General features: G+C 60.1%; 21 protein-coding genes. 9 read left to right on the top strand and 12 right to left on the bottom strand.

The features are described 5' to 3' along the window. The first annotated feature begins 220 nt into the window (after positions 1-220). From EOJ32_RS17685 to EOJ32_RS17695, 3 genes are all read left to right on the top strand, one after another. Positions 221-877: an SRPBCC family protein gene (locus EOJ32_RS17685; RefSeq protein WP_127899672.1), complete on the top strand. Its 657-nt coding sequence runs from the start codon at positions 221-223 to the stop codon at positions 875-877. 3 nt (positions 878-880) lie between these two features. Next, positions 881-2050, top strand: coding sequence for a zinc-dependent alcohol dehydrogenase (locus tag EOJ32_RS17690; protein ID WP_127899673.1), 1170 nt, complete (start codon positions 881-883; stop codon positions 2048-2050). 170 nt (positions 2051-2220) lie between these two features. Further along, positions 2221-3885, top strand: coding sequence for a mechanosensitive ion channel family protein (locus tag EOJ32_RS17695; RefSeq protein WP_164871500.1), 1665 nt, complete (start codon positions 2221-2223; stop codon positions 3883-3885). Between the two features lie 168 nt (positions 3886-4053). On the opposite strand, the gene EOJ32_RS17700 is transcribed toward EOJ32_RS17695, so the two are convergent. From EOJ32_RS17700 to EOJ32_RS17730, 7 genes are all read right to left on the bottom strand, one after another. Further along, entirely contained in the window at positions 4054-4560 is a 507-nt protein-coding gene (locus EOJ32_RS17700; RefSeq protein ID WP_127899675.1) for a DUF421 domain-containing protein, read from the bottom strand. A gap of 302 nt (positions 4561-4862) precedes the next feature. Next, positions 4863-5027: a DUF202 domain-containing protein gene (locus EOJ32_RS20545; protein WP_256370516.1), complete on the bottom strand. Its 165-nt coding sequence runs from the start codon at positions 5025-5027 to the stop codon at positions 4863-4865. Between the two features lie 348 nt (positions 5028-5375). After that, positions 5376-6440 (bottom strand): DUF3618 domain-containing protein, encoded by a 1065-nt coding sequence (locus EOJ32_RS17710; RefSeq protein ID WP_127899676.1) that lies wholly within the window; start codon positions 6438-6440, stop codon positions 5376-5378. After that, the gene (locus EOJ32_RS17715) at positions 6430-6831 is read right to left on the bottom strand and encodes a phage holin family protein (protein ID WP_127899677.1); all 402 of its coding nucleotides are present in this window, start codon (positions 6829-6831) and stop codon (positions 6430-6432) included. Before EOJ32_RS17715 ends, EOJ32_RS17710 begins: the two co-directional genes overlap by 11 nt. Continuing rightward, complete coding sequence (locus tag EOJ32_RS17720; RefSeq protein WP_127899678.1) at positions 6824-7462, bottom strand: hypothetical protein; 639 nt, start codon at positions 7460-7462, stop codon at positions 6824-6826. Before EOJ32_RS17720 ends, EOJ32_RS17715 begins: the two co-directional genes overlap by 8 nt. Before the next feature lie 329 nt (positions 7463-7791). Continuing rightward, a complete protein-coding gene (locus tag EOJ32_RS17725; RefSeq protein WP_127899679.1) occupies positions 7792-8619 on the bottom strand; it encodes a hypothetical protein in 828 nt (275 codons plus the stop codon). 186 nt (positions 8620-8805) lie between these two features. Beyond that, complete coding sequence (locus EOJ32_RS17730; RefSeq protein ID WP_164871501.1) at positions 8806-9585, bottom strand: cell wall hydrolase; 780 nt, start codon at positions 9583-9585, stop codon at positions 8806-8808. Positions 9586-10035: 450 nt separating this feature from the next. Here EOJ32_RS17730 and EOJ32_RS17735 point away from each other — a divergent pair, with 450 nt between their 5' ends. Further along, positions 10036-10551, top strand: coding sequence for a hypothetical protein (locus EOJ32_RS17735; RefSeq protein WP_127899681.1), 516 nt, complete (start codon positions 10036-10038; stop codon positions 10549-10551). Between the two features lie 306 nt (positions 10552-10857). After that, the gene (locus EOJ32_RS17740) at positions 10858-12720 is read left to right on the top strand and encodes a sodium:proton antiporter (RefSeq protein WP_127899682.1); all 1863 of its coding nucleotides are present in this window, start codon (positions 10858-10860) and stop codon (positions 12718-12720) included. Between the two features lie 462 nt (positions 12721-13182). Here the strand turns inward: EOJ32_RS17740 and EOJ32_RS17745 are convergent, their stop codons facing one another. From EOJ32_RS17745 to EOJ32_RS17755, 4 genes are all read right to left on the bottom strand, one after another. Continuing rightward, positions 13183-14265 (bottom strand): endonuclease/exonuclease/phosphatase family protein, encoded by a 1083-nt coding sequence (locus EOJ32_RS17745; RefSeq protein WP_164871502.1) that lies wholly within the window; start codon positions 14263-14265, stop codon positions 13183-13185. A 433-nt stretch (positions 14266-14698) separates the two neighbouring features. After that, positions 14699-14851, bottom strand: coding sequence for a hypothetical protein (locus tag EOJ32_RS20190; RefSeq protein WP_157001735.1), 153 nt, complete (start codon positions 14849-14851; stop codon positions 14699-14701). Positions 14852-15095: 244 nt separating this feature from the next. Next, the gene (locus EOJ32_RS17750; protein ID WP_127899684.1) at positions 15096-15572 is read right to left on the bottom strand and encodes a hypothetical protein; all 477 of its coding nucleotides are present in this window, start codon (positions 15570-15572) and stop codon (positions 15096-15098) included. 112 nt (positions 15573-15684) lie between these two features. Next, a complete protein-coding gene (locus tag EOJ32_RS17755) occupies positions 15685-15972 on the bottom strand; it encodes a hypothetical protein (RefSeq protein WP_045983980.1) in 288 nt (95 codons plus the stop codon). A 343-nt stretch (positions 15973-16315) separates the two neighbouring features. Here EOJ32_RS17755 and EOJ32_RS17760 point away from each other — a divergent pair, with 343 nt between their 5' ends. Then, on the top strand, positions 16316-16507 hold the full coding sequence (locus tag EOJ32_RS17760; RefSeq protein WP_127899685.1) for a hypothetical protein: 192 nt from the start codon (positions 16316-16318) through the stop codon (positions 16505-16507). Between the two features lie 504 nt (positions 16508-17011). Then, positions 17012-17218, top strand: coding sequence for a cold-shock protein (locus tag EOJ32_RS17765; RefSeq protein ID WP_045983979.1), 207 nt, complete (start codon positions 17012-17014; stop codon positions 17216-17218). A 728-nt stretch (positions 17219-17946) separates the two neighbouring features. Here EOJ32_RS17765 and EOJ32_RS17770 read toward each other — a convergent pair. Further along, positions 17947-19146, bottom strand: a complete 1200-nt coding sequence (locus EOJ32_RS17770) for a helix-turn-helix domain-containing protein (RefSeq protein ID WP_164871503.1) — start codon at positions 19144-19146, stop codon at positions 17947-17949. Positions 19147-19736: 590 nt separating this feature from the next. Here EOJ32_RS17770 and repA point away from each other — a divergent pair. Then, positions 19737-20930 carry a plasmid partitioning protein RepA gene (gene repA / locus EOJ32_RS17775; protein WP_127899687.1) on the top strand — a complete coding sequence of 398 codons (1194 nt, stop codon included), beginning with the start codon at positions 19737-19739 and terminating at the stop codon, positions 20928-20930. Beyond that, positions 20914-21846, top strand: a complete 933-nt coding sequence (locus EOJ32_RS17780) for a ParB/RepB/Spo0J family partition protein (protein WP_127899688.1) — start codon at positions 20914-20916, stop codon at positions 21844-21846. The genes repA and EOJ32_RS17780 overlap by 17 nt, the downstream gene beginning before the upstream one ends. The last annotated feature ends 199 nt before the right edge of the window (positions 21847-22045 follow it).

Genomic DNA, 22045 nt, shown 5'->3' on the forward strand with positions numbered 1-22045 from the left:
CCTGGTTCCCGGCACCGCGCGCAGGTCGCGGAACCGCGCCTGATGCGCCGTTACGCCGCCGCACACGCTGCCCCCGACGGCGTCCAGCCACCAGGCAGCCTGCTGGATCGCCGGAACCAACGCCCCCGCGGCCAGACGCCGCCCATGCGGGCCATCTGACCGAACACCATGATCGCGGCGCCGGACCATCGGTGCCGCACAGCTTTGGGAAAGGACCGTCATGCCCCATCATGATCATCTCGACCACATCCGCCACACGCCCCGGCCGCCCGCATCCGGCATCGGTCTGGGCGCGGTGCTGGGCATCTTCCTGGCCGCCGCCGGAACCGGCTATCTGCTGACCCGCCAGCCCGAACGGCGTCCCGCCGACAATGCCCCCCGGCGCACTGCCAAGCACGCGCCGTCGGGCCGCTTTGCGCTGACCGGCCGTACCGTGACCATCGCCCGCCCCCGCGACGAGATCTATGCCTTCTGGCGCCAGTTCGGGAACCTGGCCGGCGTGATGGAGAACGTCCACGCCGTCTCGACCGAGGGCGAGGTCACCCGCTGGACCCTGCGCGGCCCGGGCAGCGACATCACCCTGCGCACCCGCATCACCGAGGATCGCCCCGGCGACGTCATCGCATGGGCCTCGACCGACGGCTCGGACATCGAGACCACCGGCCGGGTGCTGTTTCGCGATGCGCCGGGCAATCGCGGCACCGAGGTCACAGCGCTGATCGCCTATGTGCCGCCGATGGGCGCGCTTGGCCGCGTCGTGGCCAAGCTGTTCCAGGCGGACCCTGCGATCCAGGGGCGCCGCGACCTGAAGCGCCTGAAGATGTTCCTCGAGACCGGCGAGATCGCCACCCCCCTCAACCGCAGACAGGAGGCCTGATCCATGCGCGCACTGACATGGCACGGCAAGCACGACGTCCGCGTCGAGACGATGCCCGACCCCCAGATCGTCAACCCCCGCGATGCGATCATCCAGGTCACCTCGACCGCGATCTGCGGGTCCGACCTGCACCTGTTCGACGGGGTGATCCCCGGCATGCAGGCGGGCGACATCCTGGGCCACGAATTCATGGGCCGGGTCGTCGATGTCGGCCCCGGCAGCACGCTGAAGGTCGGTCAGCGGGTCGTGGTGCCCTTCACCATTTCCTGCGGGTCGTGCTTCTTCTGCCAGCGGGCGCAGTTCTCGGCCTGCGACAACTCAAACCCCGCCGACAAGCAGGACCTGACCGAAACCATGTTCGGCCATGCGGCGGCGGGCCTGTTCGGCTACAGCCACCTGACGGGCGGCTATCCGGGCGGACAGGCGGAATATGTCCGCGTGCCGTTTTCCGACGTGGGCCCGATCGTCATTCCCGAAGGCATGGACGATGACGACGTCCTGTTCCTGTCCGACATCCTGCCCACCGGCTGGATGGCCGCGGACAATGCCGACATCGAAGCCGACGACACCGTCGTGGTCTGGGGTTGCGGCCCGGTTGGGCTGTTCGCGATCCAGGCTGCCCGGCTGATGGGCGCGGCCCGCGTCATCGCCATCGACCACTATCCCAACCGCCTGGCCCTGGCCCGCCGGATGGGGGCCGAGGTGATCGACTTCAAGCAGACCTCGGTGCTGGAGGCGGTCATGGAGATGACCGGCGGCATCGGTGCGGACGCGGTCATCGACGCGGTCGGGATGGAGGCGCATGGCTTTGCCCTGGATACGGTGATGGACAACCTCAAGCAGGCCGTGGGCGTCGGTGCGGACAGCGGCCACGCCCTGCGCGAGGCGCTGATGGCGGTGCGCAAGGGCGGCCGCGTGTCGGTCCCCGGCGTCTATGGCGGCTTCATGGACAAGTTCCCGCTTGGCGCGCTGATGCAGAAGGGGCTGCAGCTGCGCACCGGACAGACCCATGTGCAGGCCTATACCCAGGACCTGCTGCGCCGCATCCAGGAGGGAGAGCTGGACACGACCTTCATGATCTCTCACCGCCTGCCGCTGGAGGAGGCCGCCAAGGGCTATGAGGGGTTCCGCTGGAACCAGAACGACTGGACCAAGGTCGTCCTTAAGACCTGACGCCCGTTGCGGCCGCCGGCAGGCATTGTCGGACCGAACCGCGTCCCCGGATCGTCGTGCCCCTTGCCCGGGCGCCCCGATCCGGGGACAGTCGTTTCCCGAAGGCCCTGTCCGATGCCACGCCCGCCCCGGCATTCGGGGTCACCTGTTCCACGGAATGGACGATGCCCATGCTTCCGCTTCTGCGATCCCTTGCGCTGGTGTTTCTGGTCGCGATGTCCCTTGGTCCCGCGGCCGCGCAGGACGCGACGTTCGAAACGTCCGTCCTGAACTCCGGCCTTGGCACGCCACCGGACCGGATCAACCGCGAGACGCCCCGCGCCACCATGGCCAGTTTCCTGCGCGCGGCAGAGGACGAGGACTGGGAGGCGGCGGCGCATCTGCTGGATCTGGGCGAACTGCCGGTCGATCGGCAGGCCGAGCTTGGGCCGCGCCTGGCCCATCAGCTCTACGACGTGATCGACCGCAAGGTCGTCCTGGACTGGTCGACCCTGCTGGACCGCCCCGACGCACTGCAAAGCCAGGGCGGCGACACCGAAGCGATGGCCGGATCGCCGCGTCGGTCGCTGCTGCTGCGCGACCTGCCCATGGACCCCGTCCCGGCCGAGATCCGCCTGAACCGCGTCCAGCCCGACGGCGCCGATCAGCCCCTGTGGGTCTTTCCCGCCGAAACCGTCCGCGACGTCCCTGCCCTGCATGCCGATTACGGCCCGTCGCGGTTCGAGCTGTCCCTGCCCCCAAGCATGCGGGAAAAGACGCTTGGCGGCCTGATGCGATGGGAATGGATCGGCCTGCCCATCCTGATCGCGGCCGCGGTGCTGCTCAGCTGGATCGTGCACCGCACGCTCAAGGTGCTGCGCCATCACGCCCGCGGGCAGATCGCCACCGGGATCCTGGCGGCATCGTCCAAGCCGCTGATCATCGCCAGCGTCACCGCGCTGGTCTGGTGGGTCACGGGCAACATCTTCGTCTTTTCGGGCCGCATCGACGTCTTCGTCACGCCGGCCATCGCGACAGGCGTGGTCACGGCGCTGCTGCTGTTCATCGTCGGCAGCGTCGAGGCCCTGCTGAACGGCCTGGTCGCCCCCGGAGAGGACGTGGACCTGACCGCCGCCGAACAGGCCGAGGCCCGCATCCTTGCCACCCGGCTGAACGCCGCGCGCCGGGTGCTTGTGGTGGTGGTGTTCCTGATCGGGGCCGGCGTCGTCCTCTCCTCGGCCGACCTGGCGGCCAATCTAGGGCTGTCGCTGCTGACATCTGCGGGGGCGTTGACCATCGTCCTGGGCTTTGCCGCGCGCAACGTGCTGGGCAACATCATGGCCTCGCTGCAGATCGCGTTGAACCAGTCCGCGCGCGTAGGCGACCGCGTCGTCTACAAGGGAGAGCTGTGCCATGTCGAACGCATCAATATGACCTTCGTCCAGCTGCGCAACTGGGACAGCACCCGCCTGATCGTCCCGGTCGAGGAATTTGCGTCCGAGACGTTTTCGAACTGGACCCTGCAGGACCCGGCGATGCTGCGCGTGCTCAAGCTGAAGCTGGACCCGCGGGCGGATATCGACATGCTGCGCCGGACGTTCAAGGAGGTTCTGAACCATGTCGCCACGCTGGAGATCGGCCAGAACCTGGGCGATCTGGACGATTCCAGCGTCAGCGTCGCCGATCAGGACATCTTCGGGATCCTGGTCTGGTTCAGCATCCCGTGCCGCGACCCGAACACCTCGTGGGAGGTCGCCTGCGCGGTCCGCGAACGCCTGCTGGCCGAAGCCGCGCGGATCGAGCGCGAGACCGGCGACCCGGTCTTCCCGTCCCCGGTCGCCGCGGGGGCAGTGTGATCGGATTGCTTTAGAGTGTCCTGAACATGCGGCCGTGGAAAACGCAGTTCCAGCTCTGAGCGGTCATGAGGACTGCGAAGACACGCTGTCGGATGCCCCATGCAGCCACTTCACCATCATAGGGCATCCGCGCAGTTTATGCTGAAACCATTGTATAAATTCTTGGCTTCAAATTATTTCATCATTTTCGTCGAGCTTGCTTTCGATGACCGAAAAGGAACCGTCTGATTCCATAATGACGGCCCCGATACTGGCCATATCATTTTTGCCCGCCGTGCGCACGACTGTCTCAAGTTCTGCATTGGTGACACGGGCGTTGTGCATGGCTTTAGTTAAGGGCTTTCCGTTGCGTAGGAGAAGAATTGGCTCGGAGCGGACAAATCGGGAGAACCTTTCAAAACGAACTGACAGGGCAGTAACTGCATATTGAAGTAATATCAGCAGAACTAGCCCTGTGACCCCTTCTGCCAGGGCGACACTTTCGCTGAGAAGAATGGTTGCCAGTGTGGAGCCAAGAGCCACGGTGACAATAAGGTCGAACGCATTCAATTTGGCCAGGGACCGCTTGCCTGAAACTCGGAGCGAGACAATCAGAAACACATAAGCCAGCGTACCGACAATGATCGTACGTACGATCCCGCTCCAGCTCTGGAACAACATCTCAGACCAGTTCATGCGAAACTCCTTTATATATTCAACAATAGCATTATTTGACTTTCAGTTTCGGAAGCGGATTGGCTCGGGCATCCTCTGTCAGGGTCCATGGATGCCGTCTTCAATCAAAGCAGCCACAGTACGACCCCGACCCCCAGGATCCCTGCTGATAGCAGCAGAATGAGGATGAGGATCCGAGTTCTAGGTTGGGCTCGGGCTGTATGGCTCGAAAGCCTGCGCCGGGACATGCGATTGGCTGACCAGGCGAAGAGAAACATTACCTGTGCCGCCAGAAGGAATACCGTAGCCACGGCTTTTGGGACCTAGGTTGGTTGAAATGGGCCAAAGACAGCCTGCATCCCGATCGCAACCGCGACTGTCGCCAAACCTGTCCGGATCCAGCCGGAAAACGTACGTTCCACAGCAAGGATGGTTCGATCCTCGGCCAGATCCGTACGATCTTGAGCAGGTTGGTCCTTGCTTACCATGATTTGCCTTTTCGGCTCGAAATTCCCGCGAAGAGGCGATGCATGTCTCTGCAGACTCGGGCATCAGCGTCAAACCAAATCCAATATTAAATACGTCTTCGCCATCGGTCTGCCGATCCCCTTCCCGGCCCAGGACGTGAGAAAGCGATCATGGTCGGGCGAGCGCTTTCAGCATGTGCACCGACCATCACACTTGACCCACAGACGTTTGCGATGGTTTGCGGGAATACTGGTATACGTTGTCAAAGCCGAAGACAGGGTCAAGCAGGCCACCACCCTGAGGGGCTGATCCTCCAAAGCGATAGCCCCGCAAATGCGGGGCTATCTAAATGTGCTGCGGCTGCCAGTTCAGACTTGAGACGTACGGGTCGCACCTAGCGGCGGTGTTGTTCCAGACGTGCCAGAGGTACCGATCGCTCCGGATGCGGCTGCTGACGGGGACTGTCCTGAACCAGAAGAGGTCTTATCTGACCCTTTGGTCGTCAACTCGTCCTTGGCCGCGGCGACGACGCTGGACGCTGCAGACTTTGCTTCGTCCAGACCGGCGGATACCGCACTTTCAAGACGGCCCTTTTCCTCTTGGTAGACCGCTTCAGCCTCGTCGAACAGCTGGTCGCGATAGTCACCCATCAGCTCGTCCTCGCGCCGAGTGCCGGGCAACAGTGCGCCCAAGGCCGCGCCGCCGAGCAATGCCAGTGCCCCGAACAGCAACGGTTCATTGTCATAGCTGCGGGCGACCTGCCGGTTAGCCTTTGCCATCTGGCGGCTGGCCGCCTCGCTGGCATCCAAGGCCTTGTGCCGTGCTGTCTCAATGTGGCGACGGGCTTCCTCACTCATGCCCTCGGTCCCTTCTCCGATACGGTCCCGGAAATGGCGCGCGCGATTGCCCAAAGCGCTCGTGCCGTCGCTCACGCGGTCGCGCAAGTGGCTGGCGGTCTCTTTTGTCCTGTCCATCATGCTGTGCTCCTTGCTCGATCCGGTGGTGGGGCCGGAAGACTGGCCGATCCTCATCGGGCGGTGATCCGACGCCCAGTCTGAGGCCGGGTTCTGGTTCATCGCCCGGGGGGCGCGAGATGCCGCCGGAACTATGCGAGCCGCCGCCATGGCTGTGTCGTCGGTGCGACGATCAGCAGAAGATGAGCCGAAGCCGTGGACCGGGTCATGGCCGCGGCCGAAGATCATCCAGGCCAGCCCGATGCTGGTCAGGCCCAGGGCAATGGGATTGGCCCGAGCGGCGGCGCTGGCTGACTCTGCCCAATCCGCGCCGTTCCGACGAACCGAGCTGGTCAGACGGCGTGACAGGCCGTCGAGTGACAGCTCGTCCTGCAGATCGTTCAGGGTGCGGCGCAGCGCGTCACGATCCTTTTCGATTTCGCGTTCGATGTGGTCTGGGTTGTTCGCATCATGCGTCATGATAGGCTTCCTTCACCGCGTGCGCGTCGCGCTGGACATTTTCAACCGCGCGCGTCGGCATGAGCCTTTCAGGTTTGAGGTCGGCCATACCTTTGCGGAGCAATACATAGGCCAGGATTGCCAGGATCACCCCGACGATCACCGCACTCCAGATCGGGCCGAGATCGGTCTCTGCCAGAGCGGCGACCAAGGCCGCGGTCAGCACATTCAACGTGACGATACCTAGAACGGCCGCGGCAACGATCATCCCAAGTCCGGCGCCGGCATGACTCAGATTCTGGCGCATTTCAGCCTTCGCGAGCGCGATCTCCTTGCGGACAAGATCACCCGAAAGGCGCAGCGCTTCAGTTGCGAGCGAGGCAGGGTTTTGCGAACGGATTGGATCAGTCATGCGAACCCCCGATATTGCGGTTGCCTGAAGGGGTCGAAGAGCTGGTCGATACGGGGCGGGCTGTGCCGACGCTCGCTCCCTGATCGGCACCTGCAGGATTGCCGGCCGGCCGGTGAAGGCTGGCGGCGCCGACAGGACTAACTGACCCGGGGTCTAGTGAAGGGGTCTGTCGGGTCATGCTGGAGGTGCCGTAGCTGCTGGACCTGACCGGGTCCGGCGAGGTCGAGGTCGTGGACCCTGCCCGCAGGAAGCGAACGGCGGCAAAGCCCGCCAAGGCCGACAGGCCGAGGAAAGCGCCCGGCTGGGTGCGGGCGAAGCGACGCACGTCACCCAGCATCTGCGTAGGATCGGTCGAATTCAGGCTGGCGGCCAACCCGCTGACGCTATCGGCAGCGCGGTCGAACATGACCGCGATGGTCGAGTCCGGATCGATCTCGGACTTGGCCTTGCGCAGGCCCTCGGCAACGCTTTCGGCGCGGTCCGCGACACCGGAACGGAAGTTCTGTTCGCGACGCGTGACTTCGTCTATGACACTACCGGCCAGACGCGACGCTTGATCAGAAGCCTCGGATCTGATGCTGCCATGTTCGGACGTATCAGCCTCCTTAACGTGCGGATCATTGATGGTCATCTGAGATCTCCCTTGTCTGGTTGTGGTGTGCATAATCGCTGCGCGCCGACAGGCTTATTGGGGCGTTAACCAAACAGGAGATGTCATGTTCCTATAACGTTAATTAAGGCAGGAATTTCCGCATACGAGAGCGAGCTCCAGAATGAAGAAACTTTAGTGACTTTCGCGTATCAATGTAGGTATTTGAATGGCGACACGGCGAATTGGTGATGAATGAGTATCTGGTCATTGAAACATGTACCTCACTCAAGCGCCGCTTAAACAAGTTTACCAAATGCAGTACAGCGCAGCGCGAGAGCCTGCATTTGCTCCCGGTAGACCTTTACATATCACCTTCTATTCGTTCGCGGAATTGTATGACGCAGGGCCCATTTACGCGCTGCCGCGACCTCGTCCTCGTCGGGTGTGGTCCCCAAATGCCGCCCCAGGAGCCTGATGGCGGATACGATTTCAGATGTTTTTTCGAGTGTCCCATTCCTGTTCAGATCGCACAGCTCGACGATTGCATTTGGAAAATCCATCGTAGGATCACTGGGTACGAAAAATCTCGGTAGAGGGGATGCGGTCAGCATGACAACCACACTGGTGAGATCGCTTCCAAGACCTTCAAGTTGTTTTGACATATCACCGTCTGGCACACTCGCTTTTACGGCATGAAATCGGCTGGCAAAAGTTCGGGCGTTGGTCGTGGTTTGCAGGATGTTCAGGAGGAAGCTCACAGCCAGAGTTAGCAGGATCATACCGTTCATGGCCGCAACCATCGACAGGATATCCCACCATCCACCAGTAACCTGGACCGTAGAGGCGCCCAAGGTGGACAGCGTCGAACCGGCAAAAGCCACGGTTTGCACCCATGTGGCCGGTTCACCTGTTTCAGCCTGCACCAGAGACAGGCCACCGCGCAGGATCAGGGCATAGCCGCAAAGGTGGATCAGCACCCAGGTTCCTGCAACTGCCAACAGGATCACGGGCCCCAACAAGCCGCGGATGGAAAGTCCCGTCGTTCGTTCCAGAACCAAGGTCGACTTTGATCCCAAGCGCCAGAGCCCGTCTGCAATGGCACGGCTGAGGAACCCTGTACCGCTGAGACTGATTGTCGTGCGTAAGAAATCGTAGAACGCGACGAGCACCAGAGCCGCGCCGGTCAAAATCAGCATTGGGAAATCATCCGTGGTCCATTTTTGTTACGATACTCTTCACAGCGATCGTGGCAGTGATCGATATTCCACGTCCACGCGGCAGACACGACCTTACTCCGAACTGTCATGGATGCCGGAGCTGCGACCACGACCCGTGGCGCAGGGCAAAGGTATTTTGAAGGCGAGAAAAAGCAGGCGGCTGCCTTAGAGTGCAGAAGATGAGTGCGGGTCCACATAAAACACGTGATCGTCAATCGACCTGACCCGAACCATTTTGGGTGCCCATTGTGGCGACACGGCGGTGGTGTGATAATGATCTGCTCCGCGCAATTCCGGCAGCGGACCATTTATGAGAACTTCTGCTGCAATTCGCACCGCTTTTTCCCATGACTCAGCATTTTCTATGCTTGGATATTCGTAGCGTGATGTCATGAAACTGAACTGCGTCGGAACAACGTTTTCGCATGCACTGTCGCCCCATCGGTGAGGAATTGCAGCGCGTTGCAGGATGACTGAGCCTATCGCGCGCTGCCCGAACTCTTCTTGATCACGTGCCTCGTGATAGATCGCGACGGCAATGCAGGAAAGCTCGCTGGCGTTGCGCAAGGATGGTGGAGGCTGAGGGATGGCAGCCCCGTTTACAATTTCGGCGGGTGTTGCGGGTCGAGGGGCAGGACGAAATATCATGACCTTTGCAGGACGTGGTAAAGGAGCGATGGCCACCTCGAGTGTCAGGCCGTTGCTATGAAAGCCGTCCTGTCCAGAATCAGCCGCTGATTGTTCAATACGGCTTGGCCCGGTGGCTGTTTGTCCGTGATAAACGGCTTTAGCAGTATTGCGCACCGGCGCACTAGTGCTGCCATTGGGCGCGGTGAAGCTGGACGTCTCGCCCGTCCAAAGCTGCTCCGGTATAACGGACACAAAAGCTCCTGCGGAGCATAAAGCAATAAGGACAGTTAAAGCTGCAGACTGCGCCCGAACCATTGGCATGTTCCCTTGATTGCATGAGGAACGGTGATCAACGCAGTTGTGTTCCGCTTTCGCTTCGTGGACCGTGTCGATGCTTGGCGTCAGCAAACTGAAATGCGGAAGTGCTACATTTGGGCTGCCCGTGGCGAGACCGGCATCTACAGAACGCGGGCTGAGCAGCTGGGCTCGGCGCCTGTACAGCCACGAATGGGTGTCATACCGTGCAAGGGTCGACGAACTGCCGTGGTCAAAGCCCTAACAAACGATGCCGCAGTTCTCATTCAGCGGAAATATGGCCTCGCTTTTAGGCTCAACCCAAATCCATACCCGAGCACGCACAACATTTACGAGTATTGGGCTCACTGCGATGCGGACTGGTTCCACGGGAGGTAACTGCGTCGTCAAGTTGCTGGCCAGACAGTTGCTCCTCCCAAAGACCGCTGCCTGACCTGCAGTGAATGTATCGTGAATGACCTCGCGAATGCCTATCTGTTTTGGCAGGCCGGCGTCACGCTCGACCTGTGCGCAAATAACAGTATCAACGGGGCTTCGGGTTCCGACCTCCTTTGGAGGCGAGACGGCCGCGACACATTGATTGGTTGCGTCGGTCCGAACACGCTGATCGGCGGTTGCGGAAATGACAGCCTGGCAGACGGTGATAGTTTGATGAGAGGCTGGGGCGCCGACACCTTGCAGGAGGGCGGCGGAAACGAGACCCTGATCGGCGGCCAAGGATATGACCTTCTTGCTGGCGGCGCCGGTGTCGACACGTTCGCTTTCCACACAGGCAATGGAGGTGACAGGATCGCCGGATATCAGGTCGGGATCGATCGCCTTATGATCGGTGACACAATGCTGCCGCGGTCGGTGTCCCGGTTCTCTACAAAGGACGTCATAAGACTGCCCTGGGCGTGGTCATCGATTTCGGGAACGAAAACAGGATCACCATCGAAGGCCGAGGCATTACACCCGAAACCATAGCGAGTAATATCCTGTTTTTTGATTAATGCGTGTTTGCAAGCTCCAGTTAGGTCGCACGGGTCCCTTTATCTCACTCTGTTAGCGTCTGCGCCACCACGCCTACCCAAGCACCAGGGTTGCGCGGTGACTACAGGACGTGGCTCGTCTGACGGTCTGAGCCTGACTAGGCTAGGACATCGTTCGACGATGTAGCGCGCTGTCACGGTCTTATTGCGGCCGGTTCAACATGATCAACCAAAGGATCTTCGCCTTAAGGAACTGCCCTCTGTGCGGCGGCTTATCGTAGCGGCAGCGTAAAGGGACATTATGGAAGGCGAAATCATGCAAGGGCTGACACCTGTACAGGTCGTGGCCTTGGTAGGCGTGCTTGGCGTCGGCGCGCAATGGCTTGCGTGGAGGCTTCGCTTGCCGGCGATCGTTTTGATGCTGGGCGTCGGTCTGCTGGTGGGGCCGCTCATGGGCTGGTTTCTGCCCGAACGTGATCTGGGGCCGATATATCGCCCACTGATCTCCGTTGCAGTCGCGATCATCCTTTTTGAAGGCGGATTGACCCTGACACACCATCATTTGGGTGATGCACGGGGCCCTGTCCAAAGACTGGTCTATCTTGGCGCACCCTTGGGCTGGGCCTTGTCAGCCGGCGTGCTATGGTTGGCAGTGGGCCTGTCGTGGCAAGCGTCGGCAGTGTTCGGGGGCGTTATGGTCGTCACGGGACCGACCGTCATCGCGCCCATGCTGCGCCAGGCAAAGCTGCGTGCTCGGCCCGCCAGGATCCTGCAATGGGAAGCCATCCTGAATGATCCCATCGGCGTCCTGATCGCAGTATTACTGCTTGAAGTCGTGCTTGTCCTCGAGACAGGATTGTCGGCGGGTGCAGCTATCTGGACGATAGGCTCGGGCATCGGCTTCGCAGCCTTTGCAGGATGGGCCGTCGGAGCCGGAATGGCGGCGGCATTCCGCAAGGCATTCGTTCCTGAATATATGAAGGTCCCTGTCCTGTTCGTGGCGGTCCTGGCCGTCTTTGCCGTCACCGATACCATCCTGCATGAAACAGGCCTGCTGGCTGTCACCATCATGGGAATGGTCCTGGCAAACGCGAAATTGTCATCCTACACGGAGATCCATCGCTTCAAGGAACATGCAACGATCCTTCTCGTGTCAGGGGTGTTCGTCCTGATGGCCGCCTCTCTGGACTTTTCGACCTTAGGCGGACTGACGTGGCGCGCTGCGCTGTTTGTTGTCTTCACCGTTGCCTTGGCACGCCCCTTGCAGGTGCTTTTGCCCCTGATAGGAACCGCCCTGCCGATGAACGAGCGGTGGCTGATCGCGCTGACAGGACCGCGCGGCGTCGTCATGGTGGCCGTTTCCGGGCTTTTCGGAGAAAAATTGGTGGAGGCAGGGATTCCCGATGGGGCAGCGCTTGCACCGCTGGCCTTCATCATCGTCCTCGCGACGGTCATCATTCACGGGTTCACGCTCGCACCGCTTGCCCGCAAGCTGGGCCTGTCCGGTCCGGAACGACCGGGTTTGTTGATCGTCGGCGGGTCACCCTTTGCCTTATCACTGGCACAAGCATTGCAGCGCGCGGATGTCGGCACATTGATTGCCGATACCAATCGGCAGCATCTGAGCCACGCGCGGCAGGCCGGCATTCCTACCTACCATGGTGATATCTTGGGCGAAGTCGCCGAACACAAGGTCGAATTCGTCGCCTACTCTACCGTCCTTGTTGCGTCTGATAACGACGCTTACAATACGCTGGTCGCGACGGATATGGGCCCCGACCTCGGCCGCGAGCATGTTTGGCAACTGAGCAGGGTTCGCGAGGGCTCGCGCCATGCCCTGCCCGCTCAACTGGGTGGTCAGCGTTTGGAAGGAAGGCCGACATTCGAGGCTGTCAACCAGCGCATCGCTGAAGGCTGGGCGATCCGCAGCACCCGCCTTACTGAGGAGTACGATGCAGAGGCCTGGCGCGCTGACCGACCGAATGCCATTCCCATCCTGACAATCAGCAAGGATCAGCTGTGTTTTGTCGGTGAGGATATGGCGTTGTCGGCTCAATCCCAGGATTGGATCACGGCATTCGTGCCGCCTGAGCAATCAGGATACTCTGGTGAGCAGCAAAAACAATCTGCTGCTGAGGCGAGCGAGATTGTAAAAGATCATTAAGGCACGCAGCAATCAGGAAGCTAGCAATTTACGTATCGCACGGAATTAGCCCCCCTTGCTTGTCGGCAGGCTGTTTCGCCCCTCCAGTCACGCGGATAACTTTCAATTGGCTATCCTCATCAATGCGGACCGTCCTCGTTCCGCGTAGCATAGACGCTCTGAACCGAGGCCGTGGAAAGTCAATCTTATGGTGGACTTATACATGGCGGCGGGGGGGGGTTGGCAGATCGGGTTTCGTGGAGGGCACTGCGCGGGAACAGACGGCTTTTTTCCAGATCGTCTCGAGGACGGGATTGGCGAGGATCACGTGGTTCGGGTGATTAACCTGCTTGTCGTTGAACTCGATCTTCTAACGCTCTGATTTTCGCGATCGGAGCCGGCGCGGACGGGGCGACCCGGATATCAAGCAAAATACACTCGCGCCGGTGCGCCGTTGGACCTGCCGCCGGCGCTGAGCGGCACCTACCTCTCCCTGACCAGCGTCTCTGCACTCTCGAGGTCCAGATCGTCGATCAGGTCCCGATCTTCCTCGGTAAGGGGACGGGGCTGGATATTGAGCCTTGCGGCAAGGCCGGGATCCACGCGAAACGTGGCGGCCATCGGGAAATGGTCCGAGCCAACATGATCCAGGCGCTCGATCGATACGACGGCAATGTCGGGCGTTGCGTAGAATTGATCCAGCGGAAACCGCAAAAACCAGCGGCTCGCATCGAAGCTGGCATAGAAGCCGCGACCAATGCGGGGATCGAGGTAGCCTCCGACCCGTCTGAACGTCTGTGAGGTCTCGGACCAGGCCACATCGTTGAAATCGCCCATCGCCACCACGGGCATGTCGTCGCTCTCCGCAAATTTTGCTGCGGCATAGATCTGGCGGTCGCGGTCGTTTGTGTCCTCCCCGGGGATCGGCGGTCGTGGATGCAGACCCAGGAAATGAAACGGCTGTCCGTCGGGGCTTCTCAGGCGTGCGAAAAGAGACGGCGTTCTGTCGTTCGTCAGTTGGATAACCCGGGCCTCATCGACCGGTAGCCGGGTGGCAAACACTAGACCGTAGTAGTTGCTCTGCGGCTGGCGCACGATGGTCGGATACCGCGATAGCATCGGCTTGAGTTCGGCGAGCCAAGTCGCGTCTGTTTCCAGGAGCAGTAGGATGTCCGGATCATAGCGGTTGATCGTCTCGATGACGTCCTGATACCGCGTGTTGCCCATCTGGACGTTGGCTGTGATGACCCTGACAGCGTCTGGCGCCGGCTCTGCAAAGGCCATCTCCGGAGATGCCAGCGGCGTATAGGGATAGACCCGCCATACCTGATAGCTGCAGACTCCGACCATTGCCAACAGGATTACCCAACGTGCGGGTCGGTTCAGGAACAGGGCGCCGATCATCAGGAAGAGGCTGGCGACAAGGATCTGAACGCGGGGAAAGCCCATTGCCCGCACCCACCATTCGTTCGTGTTCCACAGTGGAAGGATCGTCACGCAGACGGTCAGGATCGCCAGAGGCCACACGACAAGGGGGGCTGCGTGGCGGAGGATATGCATCGACATTCTTAGCTTCCCCAGGGTGCATCGGGCAGGCGTGTAGGGGTGGCTCCCCTCAAGGATGGACACGTCGTTCATGTTCCCTGGAATTGACGCTGTCCTGCAGGCATCGGGGCGGTTTCAATGATATCATGCACCGAGGTCCATATCGTAACTGACATTGGCCTCGCGACATGCAGCGGCGGGCATAGCCCACCATTCGATCCCAAAGTCGTGAGGCACGCGAATTCGCGGCTCAGACGCCTCGGCTGGACACACGACAAACCTGCGGCAGACGCATCAGCTGATCTGTCTGATTGCGGCTAAACCAGACGAAATCGCGCTCAACGATTTCAGTGGCGCTATTTCTGCATTCCGTAACAAGGATGCTGGGGGTTTTTAAGTCAGTGGATAGCCGCGCTGCATCTCGATCCGGCCCAATGCTAGAGCGTGGCTTCTATCAACCGGCGAGCTTGTACAACTGATCCTGTTGCCGGATGAGCTTTTCGTAAAGAGCCCGATACCGGGTGTTGTGGCGATATGCAGCAAGAGCTGAAACGATCATATCGAGTTCGTCTTCAGAGGCGATGGCCATGATCACGTTGTCCCGCACGGTTGTCTCCGTTGATTTTCTATTTTACCGGCATCAACATGCAGCGCACGTCGTGGTTGCACTGATTAACCGCAAGTTGAGATTCTGGCGGAAACGCGCTCAGACCAAGCAAAATGACCGTCGATCGCCGCGATGAAGTACGACACGTGCGATGATCCCACCATCCGCTGTGACAGAGGCGACGTTGGCGGCATGTGCCGTCACGGCCTCCGTGCGGTCGGTTATACGGTTCATGCCTGATACCTCACTGCAGGTCGCATATGCCCATGGCGGTGTCGAACGACGTGTCTGATGCCGACAGCTCTCCACTATCGATGTCGATAGGCCGAAACGGCGGAAGTTCCTGGGCGGCGGGTTGGACCTGGCTGAGACGATAGCAGCCGGTGTACACGGTGGTCCCGTCGGTGGTCACCGCTTCGATCGCAACAGGAACAGCGAAGTGCAGCGTGCCAGCAGCCCCATCGGCGATGACCTCTCCATGGCGCAGACGGACGCTTTGGGTGGTGGCGTAACCCTCACGGAAGGCGGCCAGGTCCGGAGCAGTTCTGGGATCAAAGTAGCTGTGCGCGCGAAGGTACTCCTGCCTGCTTATGGCATTATAAAGCGACGCCACCACCCGGTCCGCAGTGGACCGATCATCGAGATAGGGGGCGGCTTCTTGCGCATATGAAAGCGTCGACGACAAGGCGGCAAACGCTGCGAAGGTGAGGATGCGGATCATGCCGGGAGCCTCGATCTGATACTCATGATAAAGAGGTGGATTGCTCGGTATCGCGGGAGTGCCGCTCGGTGTGGCTACACCTCTTCCACTGAACTGGTGCGCGCGATGTTCATCAGCGGCAAGAGTAGCTGAACAGGTACCGCCCCTCGCCACCTGGGCGACCGGGGCTGACTGAGCATATGCGCTGATTGCTCAAGAGGTAGTCGCGGGCGGCCCCACGATACTCGATTTCCGGATCCTCGATCCCGACAGCCATCAAGGCGACCTCCAATTGGCCGCGGCGATCGGCGATGTACCAGGCATTCCCCTTGTAGAAATGTTCGTCAGCGGTGCCGAAATCGGAAACAGGCGGTGTTGTGCACCCCCCAAGAGCAAGCAAGCCGATCAATGCGTATTTCATGCCGAAGTCAGTCCCTTACGATCACGCGGCCATGTCGCGCCTTTAATATAAAGACGAACCTTCGTTGGCAGTGTGAGTTCCGCGGCAAGCATCGGTCTTCTTGTGCGACCGGCGCGCGTTCTTCGGTGAGAGATCATCGATACCGGCAAACTCGCGGTCAAGGGTTCAGGCGAACAGATCGAGAAACCAAGCCTCCAGATCAAGCAGGTTTGGCAATGCGATTTTCGATAGGGCCTGGATGAAGAAGTATACCCGGCAAATGTCAGGATAACGGTCAGACTGGGCAAGCTACCTTGCGGAACATTGGATCCAGTCATCTGTTGAGGTGCAGGAGGACCATGTCATGACGCAAGACCAACCGAAACCGACACCTACCGATCAAGTTCAAGAGGCCGCAAAGACGGAGCGACACCCCGAAGTGCCTGACCATGTTTTAGATGAGAAGGACCCTGCTGTACCCGGCGGCAACCGCCCTAACGCCGCAGTCGCGGAAGACCCAACCAAGCCTGGCTTGATTGATAAGAGCAAGACCTGACCAAAGTGACCATGCGTTGACGTCAAGGCCCGCCCGCTCGGCGGGCCTTTGAACATGAAAGCGTGTCGGTACAATTTAAGGGATCGCGAGATTATTGATTCTCCTATAGGTTGAACTCGACAGCATTCCCTGTTGTCACCCGGCCCCGCTCGGCAACTCCCTCCAACCGAGCGGGGCATTTTTTCCCGACAGCTGTTCTGAGACCGTCCGCTATCAAGACCGACAGATAAGGATCGTCTAGAAGACCAACGCGTGTTGACGCTTCTGATCTAAAGGCAAGGTTCCGCGCCGTTCGAGGCAAACTCCGGACTATGCATCTGACACCATTGTTCGAAATTCTTGCGCGCCTGGTCTCGGCCGCCGCCATCCTCCCCGCATCTATCCACCTTGGCACCAATCGCGGTTCGCGACGCCTCGGTTGGGACCGGCAGCCAAATCGGCGGCTTGCCGGATCGCACGTGATCGCCGAATGTCGCTGCATCAGAAATTGTCTTGGAGAATGAAATGCCCAGAGGAACGGTCAAGTGGTTCAATGCGGACAAAGGCTACGGCTTCATCCAACCGGAAGGCGGCGCGCAGGATGTCTTCGTCCACATCTCGGCCGTTGAGCGCGCTGGCTTGCAGACCCTGAAAGACGGGGCAGCTGTGTCCTACGAGCTGGAAACAGGTCGCGGCGGCAAGACCAGCGCGATCGACCTTCAGTTAGTGTGAATGCTGCCGGCGGCACCGGCGAGTATCAGCTGACTTTGCTGCGCGGCCAAAATTGTTTGCAGGCGACCCGTGCTCGGGTCGCCCCTTTGTCTGCATCGGATCACCGTTGGCATATCGCGTCTCCATTGTAGTCAGAACCTTGCCCTTTTGGCGCTAATGGTCGGATGATGACGGCATGAAGCGCGCCGCGTGGTTCAACTAACTGACTCGACGCAACTGTCGCGTACCCGTTAAATCAGAGACGTCAAGGCAGACAGCTCAGGACGTTTGGGCAGTTCGCGTATTGCCCGGCGCCGGAGGTGCGGTTCCAGTAGTACGGCGACGACGTGAACCCGACACTGGAGCGGATCGTCGCCAAGAGCAGCACCTCGCACCTATGTCGCGGAGCTGTCAGTTCCGGTGAACTATAGCTGGTATAGTCAACAACATACCCTCAGTGAGACAGACCATGTGCGGCATTGCGATAGTCCCTGTCCCATTTCCGCTCGACTTCGATGTCGAGGATGATCCGTGCCTGGTCTGCAAAGGCGAGCTCAACGCCGACTGGATCTGCACGCGGTGTCATGCCGATCACTTTGAGGGTGTCATGCTCCTGATCGGATATGGATCGCCCAAGAGGGGCGTACCGGCATCCAAGAGTTCGGGCAAGGTATCGGCAGAACGGCACACCGCTAATTAGTCTTGCCTCCGTTTCTTCGGACACGCAGGCAGTTGGGATATGAGCTGCCCTACTCTTCTTTCCGCTCTCGACCCCCCGCCCGCCGCACGACATCATCGACCCCCGACATCGCGGCATCGAGCTCCGCCATGATCCGGTCCAGTTGGGCCTCGTCGCGCCCTCCCTTTATCCGCTCCAACGCACCGATTGGCTTTATGCGTTCGCTCGGCCCCTCGCGGCTGACGAATACATCACCCCGAACCGCCCCCGCCCCTCCCGCATGTCGCATCCGCGCGGCGAGGGACGGCAGCGCCCAGAACCGGGAGGTGCTTCGGGCGGTGAGGTTGCTGAGGCAGCCAGCATCGACGAGCTCGCCGATCAGGGTCAGGGCCGTCCGGCGGGTCACCCCCAGTTGATCCATGACCATTGCCGAACTGATGACCGGCTGCGCCTTCAGATAGGCGATCAGGTCGACAAGGCGCGACCGCCCATGCGCAGACGACGTCATGGCCGAGAGACGCGCCAGCTCGTGGCGCAGGGTCCCCAGATGGCCAAGATCATGAGAGAGGCTCCGCGTGGCTGCTTCCAGAAACGAGGCCAACCCGGTCATCGGCGACCAGACCCGGAAGCCGGTGCGGGTCAACGATACGGATGGCGGCACGATCCACCCGGCCCCCGCCGGCATCAGCAGGCCCCCTGCCCTCTCGTCCAGCGCATCGCGGCCAGCTCTTCGATCAGGAGACAGCCCCTGCAGATGACGTGCGGCACCCTCCACGGCCATGAAGATCAGCCGCTCGGCCACCGGGCTGCTCCGCCGGGAGCGGAAGGCATAGCTGGCCGACGCACGCCATCCCGCAAGGATCGGAACGTGAGACCAGGCGCGACCAGCCTCCACGACCAGGGGCAGTTCCGCATCCTCGAGGCGATCGCCCTCATCGCGTGTCTGACCGATGGGCGTGGCGGCCGCTTCGATCCGGCGCAGGGCTGCGACCGGCGCGCCGAACGGATCCCCGGGTCGCCGGATGACGGTCAGGACCTTCAGGGCCATCTCGACCGCCCGGGCATCCTCGTCCATCGCGGTGCCACTGGTCAGACGCAGCACCATCCCCTGTGTGGAGATCCGCTCACCTTCGAGCCCGACCGAGGCGGCAGCCTCCAGAAGGCTCGTCTCCATCCGCCACAGTGCAGCCAGGGCGGGGTCGGCCAGGAGGATGCCCTCAACCCTCGCTGCGTGGGTCTCGGCACTCAGAAGAAGCGATCCGACATCCATCTGACAATCCATGATTATGATGCCAACAGTTTAGCATATTGCCAGCATTCTGCAGTTGCCTAGTACTTTCAGATATTGGCCGAAGTCACCACCATTCCGCCACTCAGGCAGATGAGATCCCGAAGGCCCTGGAATACGGCCCAGAGAGCGCACGAAGGCGCTAAATTCCGTCCCCTGCTGGATGCAGAGGATCTGGGCATCCGTACGGCAGACGCAGATATCGGCGTTGCATCTGTTTGCAAACGGTCGTTTGGTAACGCTATGCGAAACTGTAACTCGGGCTTTTTGATGCCTCTGATTGCCTAAGGCGCTTGACATAGGATCAGAACCCAACTTCGCCGCCATACGCGCCGTTATGGATTGGCCTAGTACCAATGCTTTTCGACCTGACGTTCCGCGACCACCAGCTTTGGTAGTGCGACGCCCCTAGCTTGCCGAGAAAAGCTTGACCAACGGTGTCCACCGCCATTGGTGGCATGATTTTTTGGCCCATATCACGAAAAGACTTGCACGAATCTAATCGCCCCAGCAATAGTCTCGAAAAATACCGCGCAGTCACATAAAAAACGCGCCCAAGAATCGAGGCAGGGATGAGCGAAGCTGAGCAGGACCTGGACATTGCCATTGGGCATTACGCAGAGCTTCTCGCGTCTAACCTTCACGCGCAACGTGCAGCCCATTTCCCTCCTGACGCCAAGAAAGCGATGCGCAGCCTGACCAGCGGTGAAGCGGCCGAGTTGCTGGGCGTCGATCATACCTATCTTCGAAAGCTTCATCGAGAAGGCAAGATCGCCGACGTCGAGACGACCGCGGGAAGTCATCGTCGGTATACGTTGGACGATGTTTGGGAAATTCGCCACGCCCTTGAGAAAAATGCAAAAAAGCCTGGGTCTTATGTTCCAGGGCGCCGTGCCGGGGACGAACTTAAGATCGTCTCCGTCGTGAACTTCAAAGGCGGCTCCGGCAAGACTACGACATCAGCTCATCTCGCGCAGCGCCTTGCGCTCAAGGGGTATCGGGTGCTCGCAATCGATCTCGACCCTCAGGCATCCCTTTCCGCGCTGCATGGCATCCAACCAGAACTGGACCTTATGGATGGCGGAACTCTCTATGACGCCGTGCGCTATCATGAGCCGGTTCCTATTTCGGAGGTGATCCGCAAGACATACATCCGCGGTCTCGATTTAATTCCTGGCAATCTTGAACTCATGGAATTTGAGCACGAAACGCCCGCTGCCATCCAGCGCGGCGGCGCACGTGCCTTTTTCGCACGAGTGCGTGACGCGCTTGATAGCGTCGAGGCGGATTATGACATCGTTGTTATCGACTGCCCGCCGCAGCTTGGTTTCCTGACCATGTCCGCCTTGTCAGCTTCCTCTGGGGTCCTTGTAACCGTTCACCCGCAAATGCTCGATCTTATGTCCATGTCACAGTTCCTGCGAATGACCGCTGATCTGCTTGGCGTCATCCGGGATGCCGGCGCAAACCTTCGCTTCGACTGGCTGCGTTTCCTGCCGACCCGATACAAGGTGGGTGACGCCCCACAAACTGAGGTCATTGCCTTTATCCGCGGCCTTTTTGGCAGGTCGGTGCTGACCAACCACATGGTTGAATCTACCGCGATTTCGGATGCTGGGCTGACAAAGCAGACCCTCTATGAGGCGGACAAGAAGGACTTCACGCGTCAGACTTTCGAGCGTGCAAGTGACTCTATGAACGCTGTCAACGACGAGATCGCTGCGATCATCCAGAACACGTGGGGACGTAATGGCAAGAAAGCCTAAGCTGGGGCTACCTTTACAAACCTTACGCAACGCGCCTGACGCGCTTGAGGGGCGGAGGCTCCGGGGTGGGATTTTCGAGATTGAAACCGGCGATATCGATACTACAGGTCGGCTCGACGACCGGCTGCACATTGAGATCGAAAGTCTTAAAGTTTCGATCTCCAAAAATGGCCAACGAGTCCCTATCCTTGTTTGTCCGATCGAGGGCGATCGCTACCGCCTGATCTATGGTCGTCGTCGGCTTGAAGCTTGTAGGGAGCTTGGGATCAAGGTCCGCGCCATCGTTACGGAAGTGGAGAGCGATCAGCCGCTTCGCGATCAGCTTTTGGAGAACCAGGAGCGGCGGGATCTGAGCTTTATCGAACGTGCACTAGTTGCCGCGGCCCTGCTTGATGGGGATCATCTCAACGCGTCCGAACGCACGAACAAGGGTATCGCAGAGGTTCTTAATCTAACCGAGGCCGGAGTTTCACAGCTGTTAAGCGTAGTGCGTACCGTTGGGGAGAACTTGGTTCTTGCCATTGGCGCAGCGCCAGGTATCGGTCGCCCCCGATGGGAAGAGCTCAAGAAGTTGCTTGGGACCGCGAAAGTTGATCGCGAATGGCTTGCTGCCATGGCCGCCGACGTCAGGACCGCCCACCAAGGTGGCATTGACGAAAAATCTGATCAGGCATTTTTGGCGGTTCTTTTAGCCGCTGGTAAATCCAAACACGCAATGTCCTCCTCTTATCCGCGCGGGGGGGCTGGCACTGTTATTCCGGGGGTCGGTGCCGCAACTGTCACCACCGGACGCCGTGGCAAGCAACTCAAACTTGAGTTGAAGGCTGAGGAGAGTGAATTTGTCAGCTGGTTAGAGGGCAATGCCCCGCGGCTGATAGCCGAGCTTCACGAGCGTTGGAAACGTTCGGAAGACTGAGTAAGAGCAACAAACAAAAGGGAGGCACGAAACAGGCAGAAAAGAAAAGGCCCCAAGAAGCAAGCTTCTCGAGACCTTTCTTAGGTTTCTCGCGGGGCCAGCCCGCTACAAAACTTAGTTTTCGCACTTCTGAGTGTAGCGATTTGGCCCCTTTCCCGCAAGCGCAAAGCGATTTGCGGGCCAGGGAAACTTTGCCTTC

Origin of the sequence: Paracoccus sp. Arc7-R13 (assembly GCF_004010775.1) — a bacterium.
Lineage (GTDB): Bacteria > Pseudomonadota > Alphaproteobacteria > Rhodobacterales > Rhodobacteraceae > Paracoccus > Paracoccus marcusii.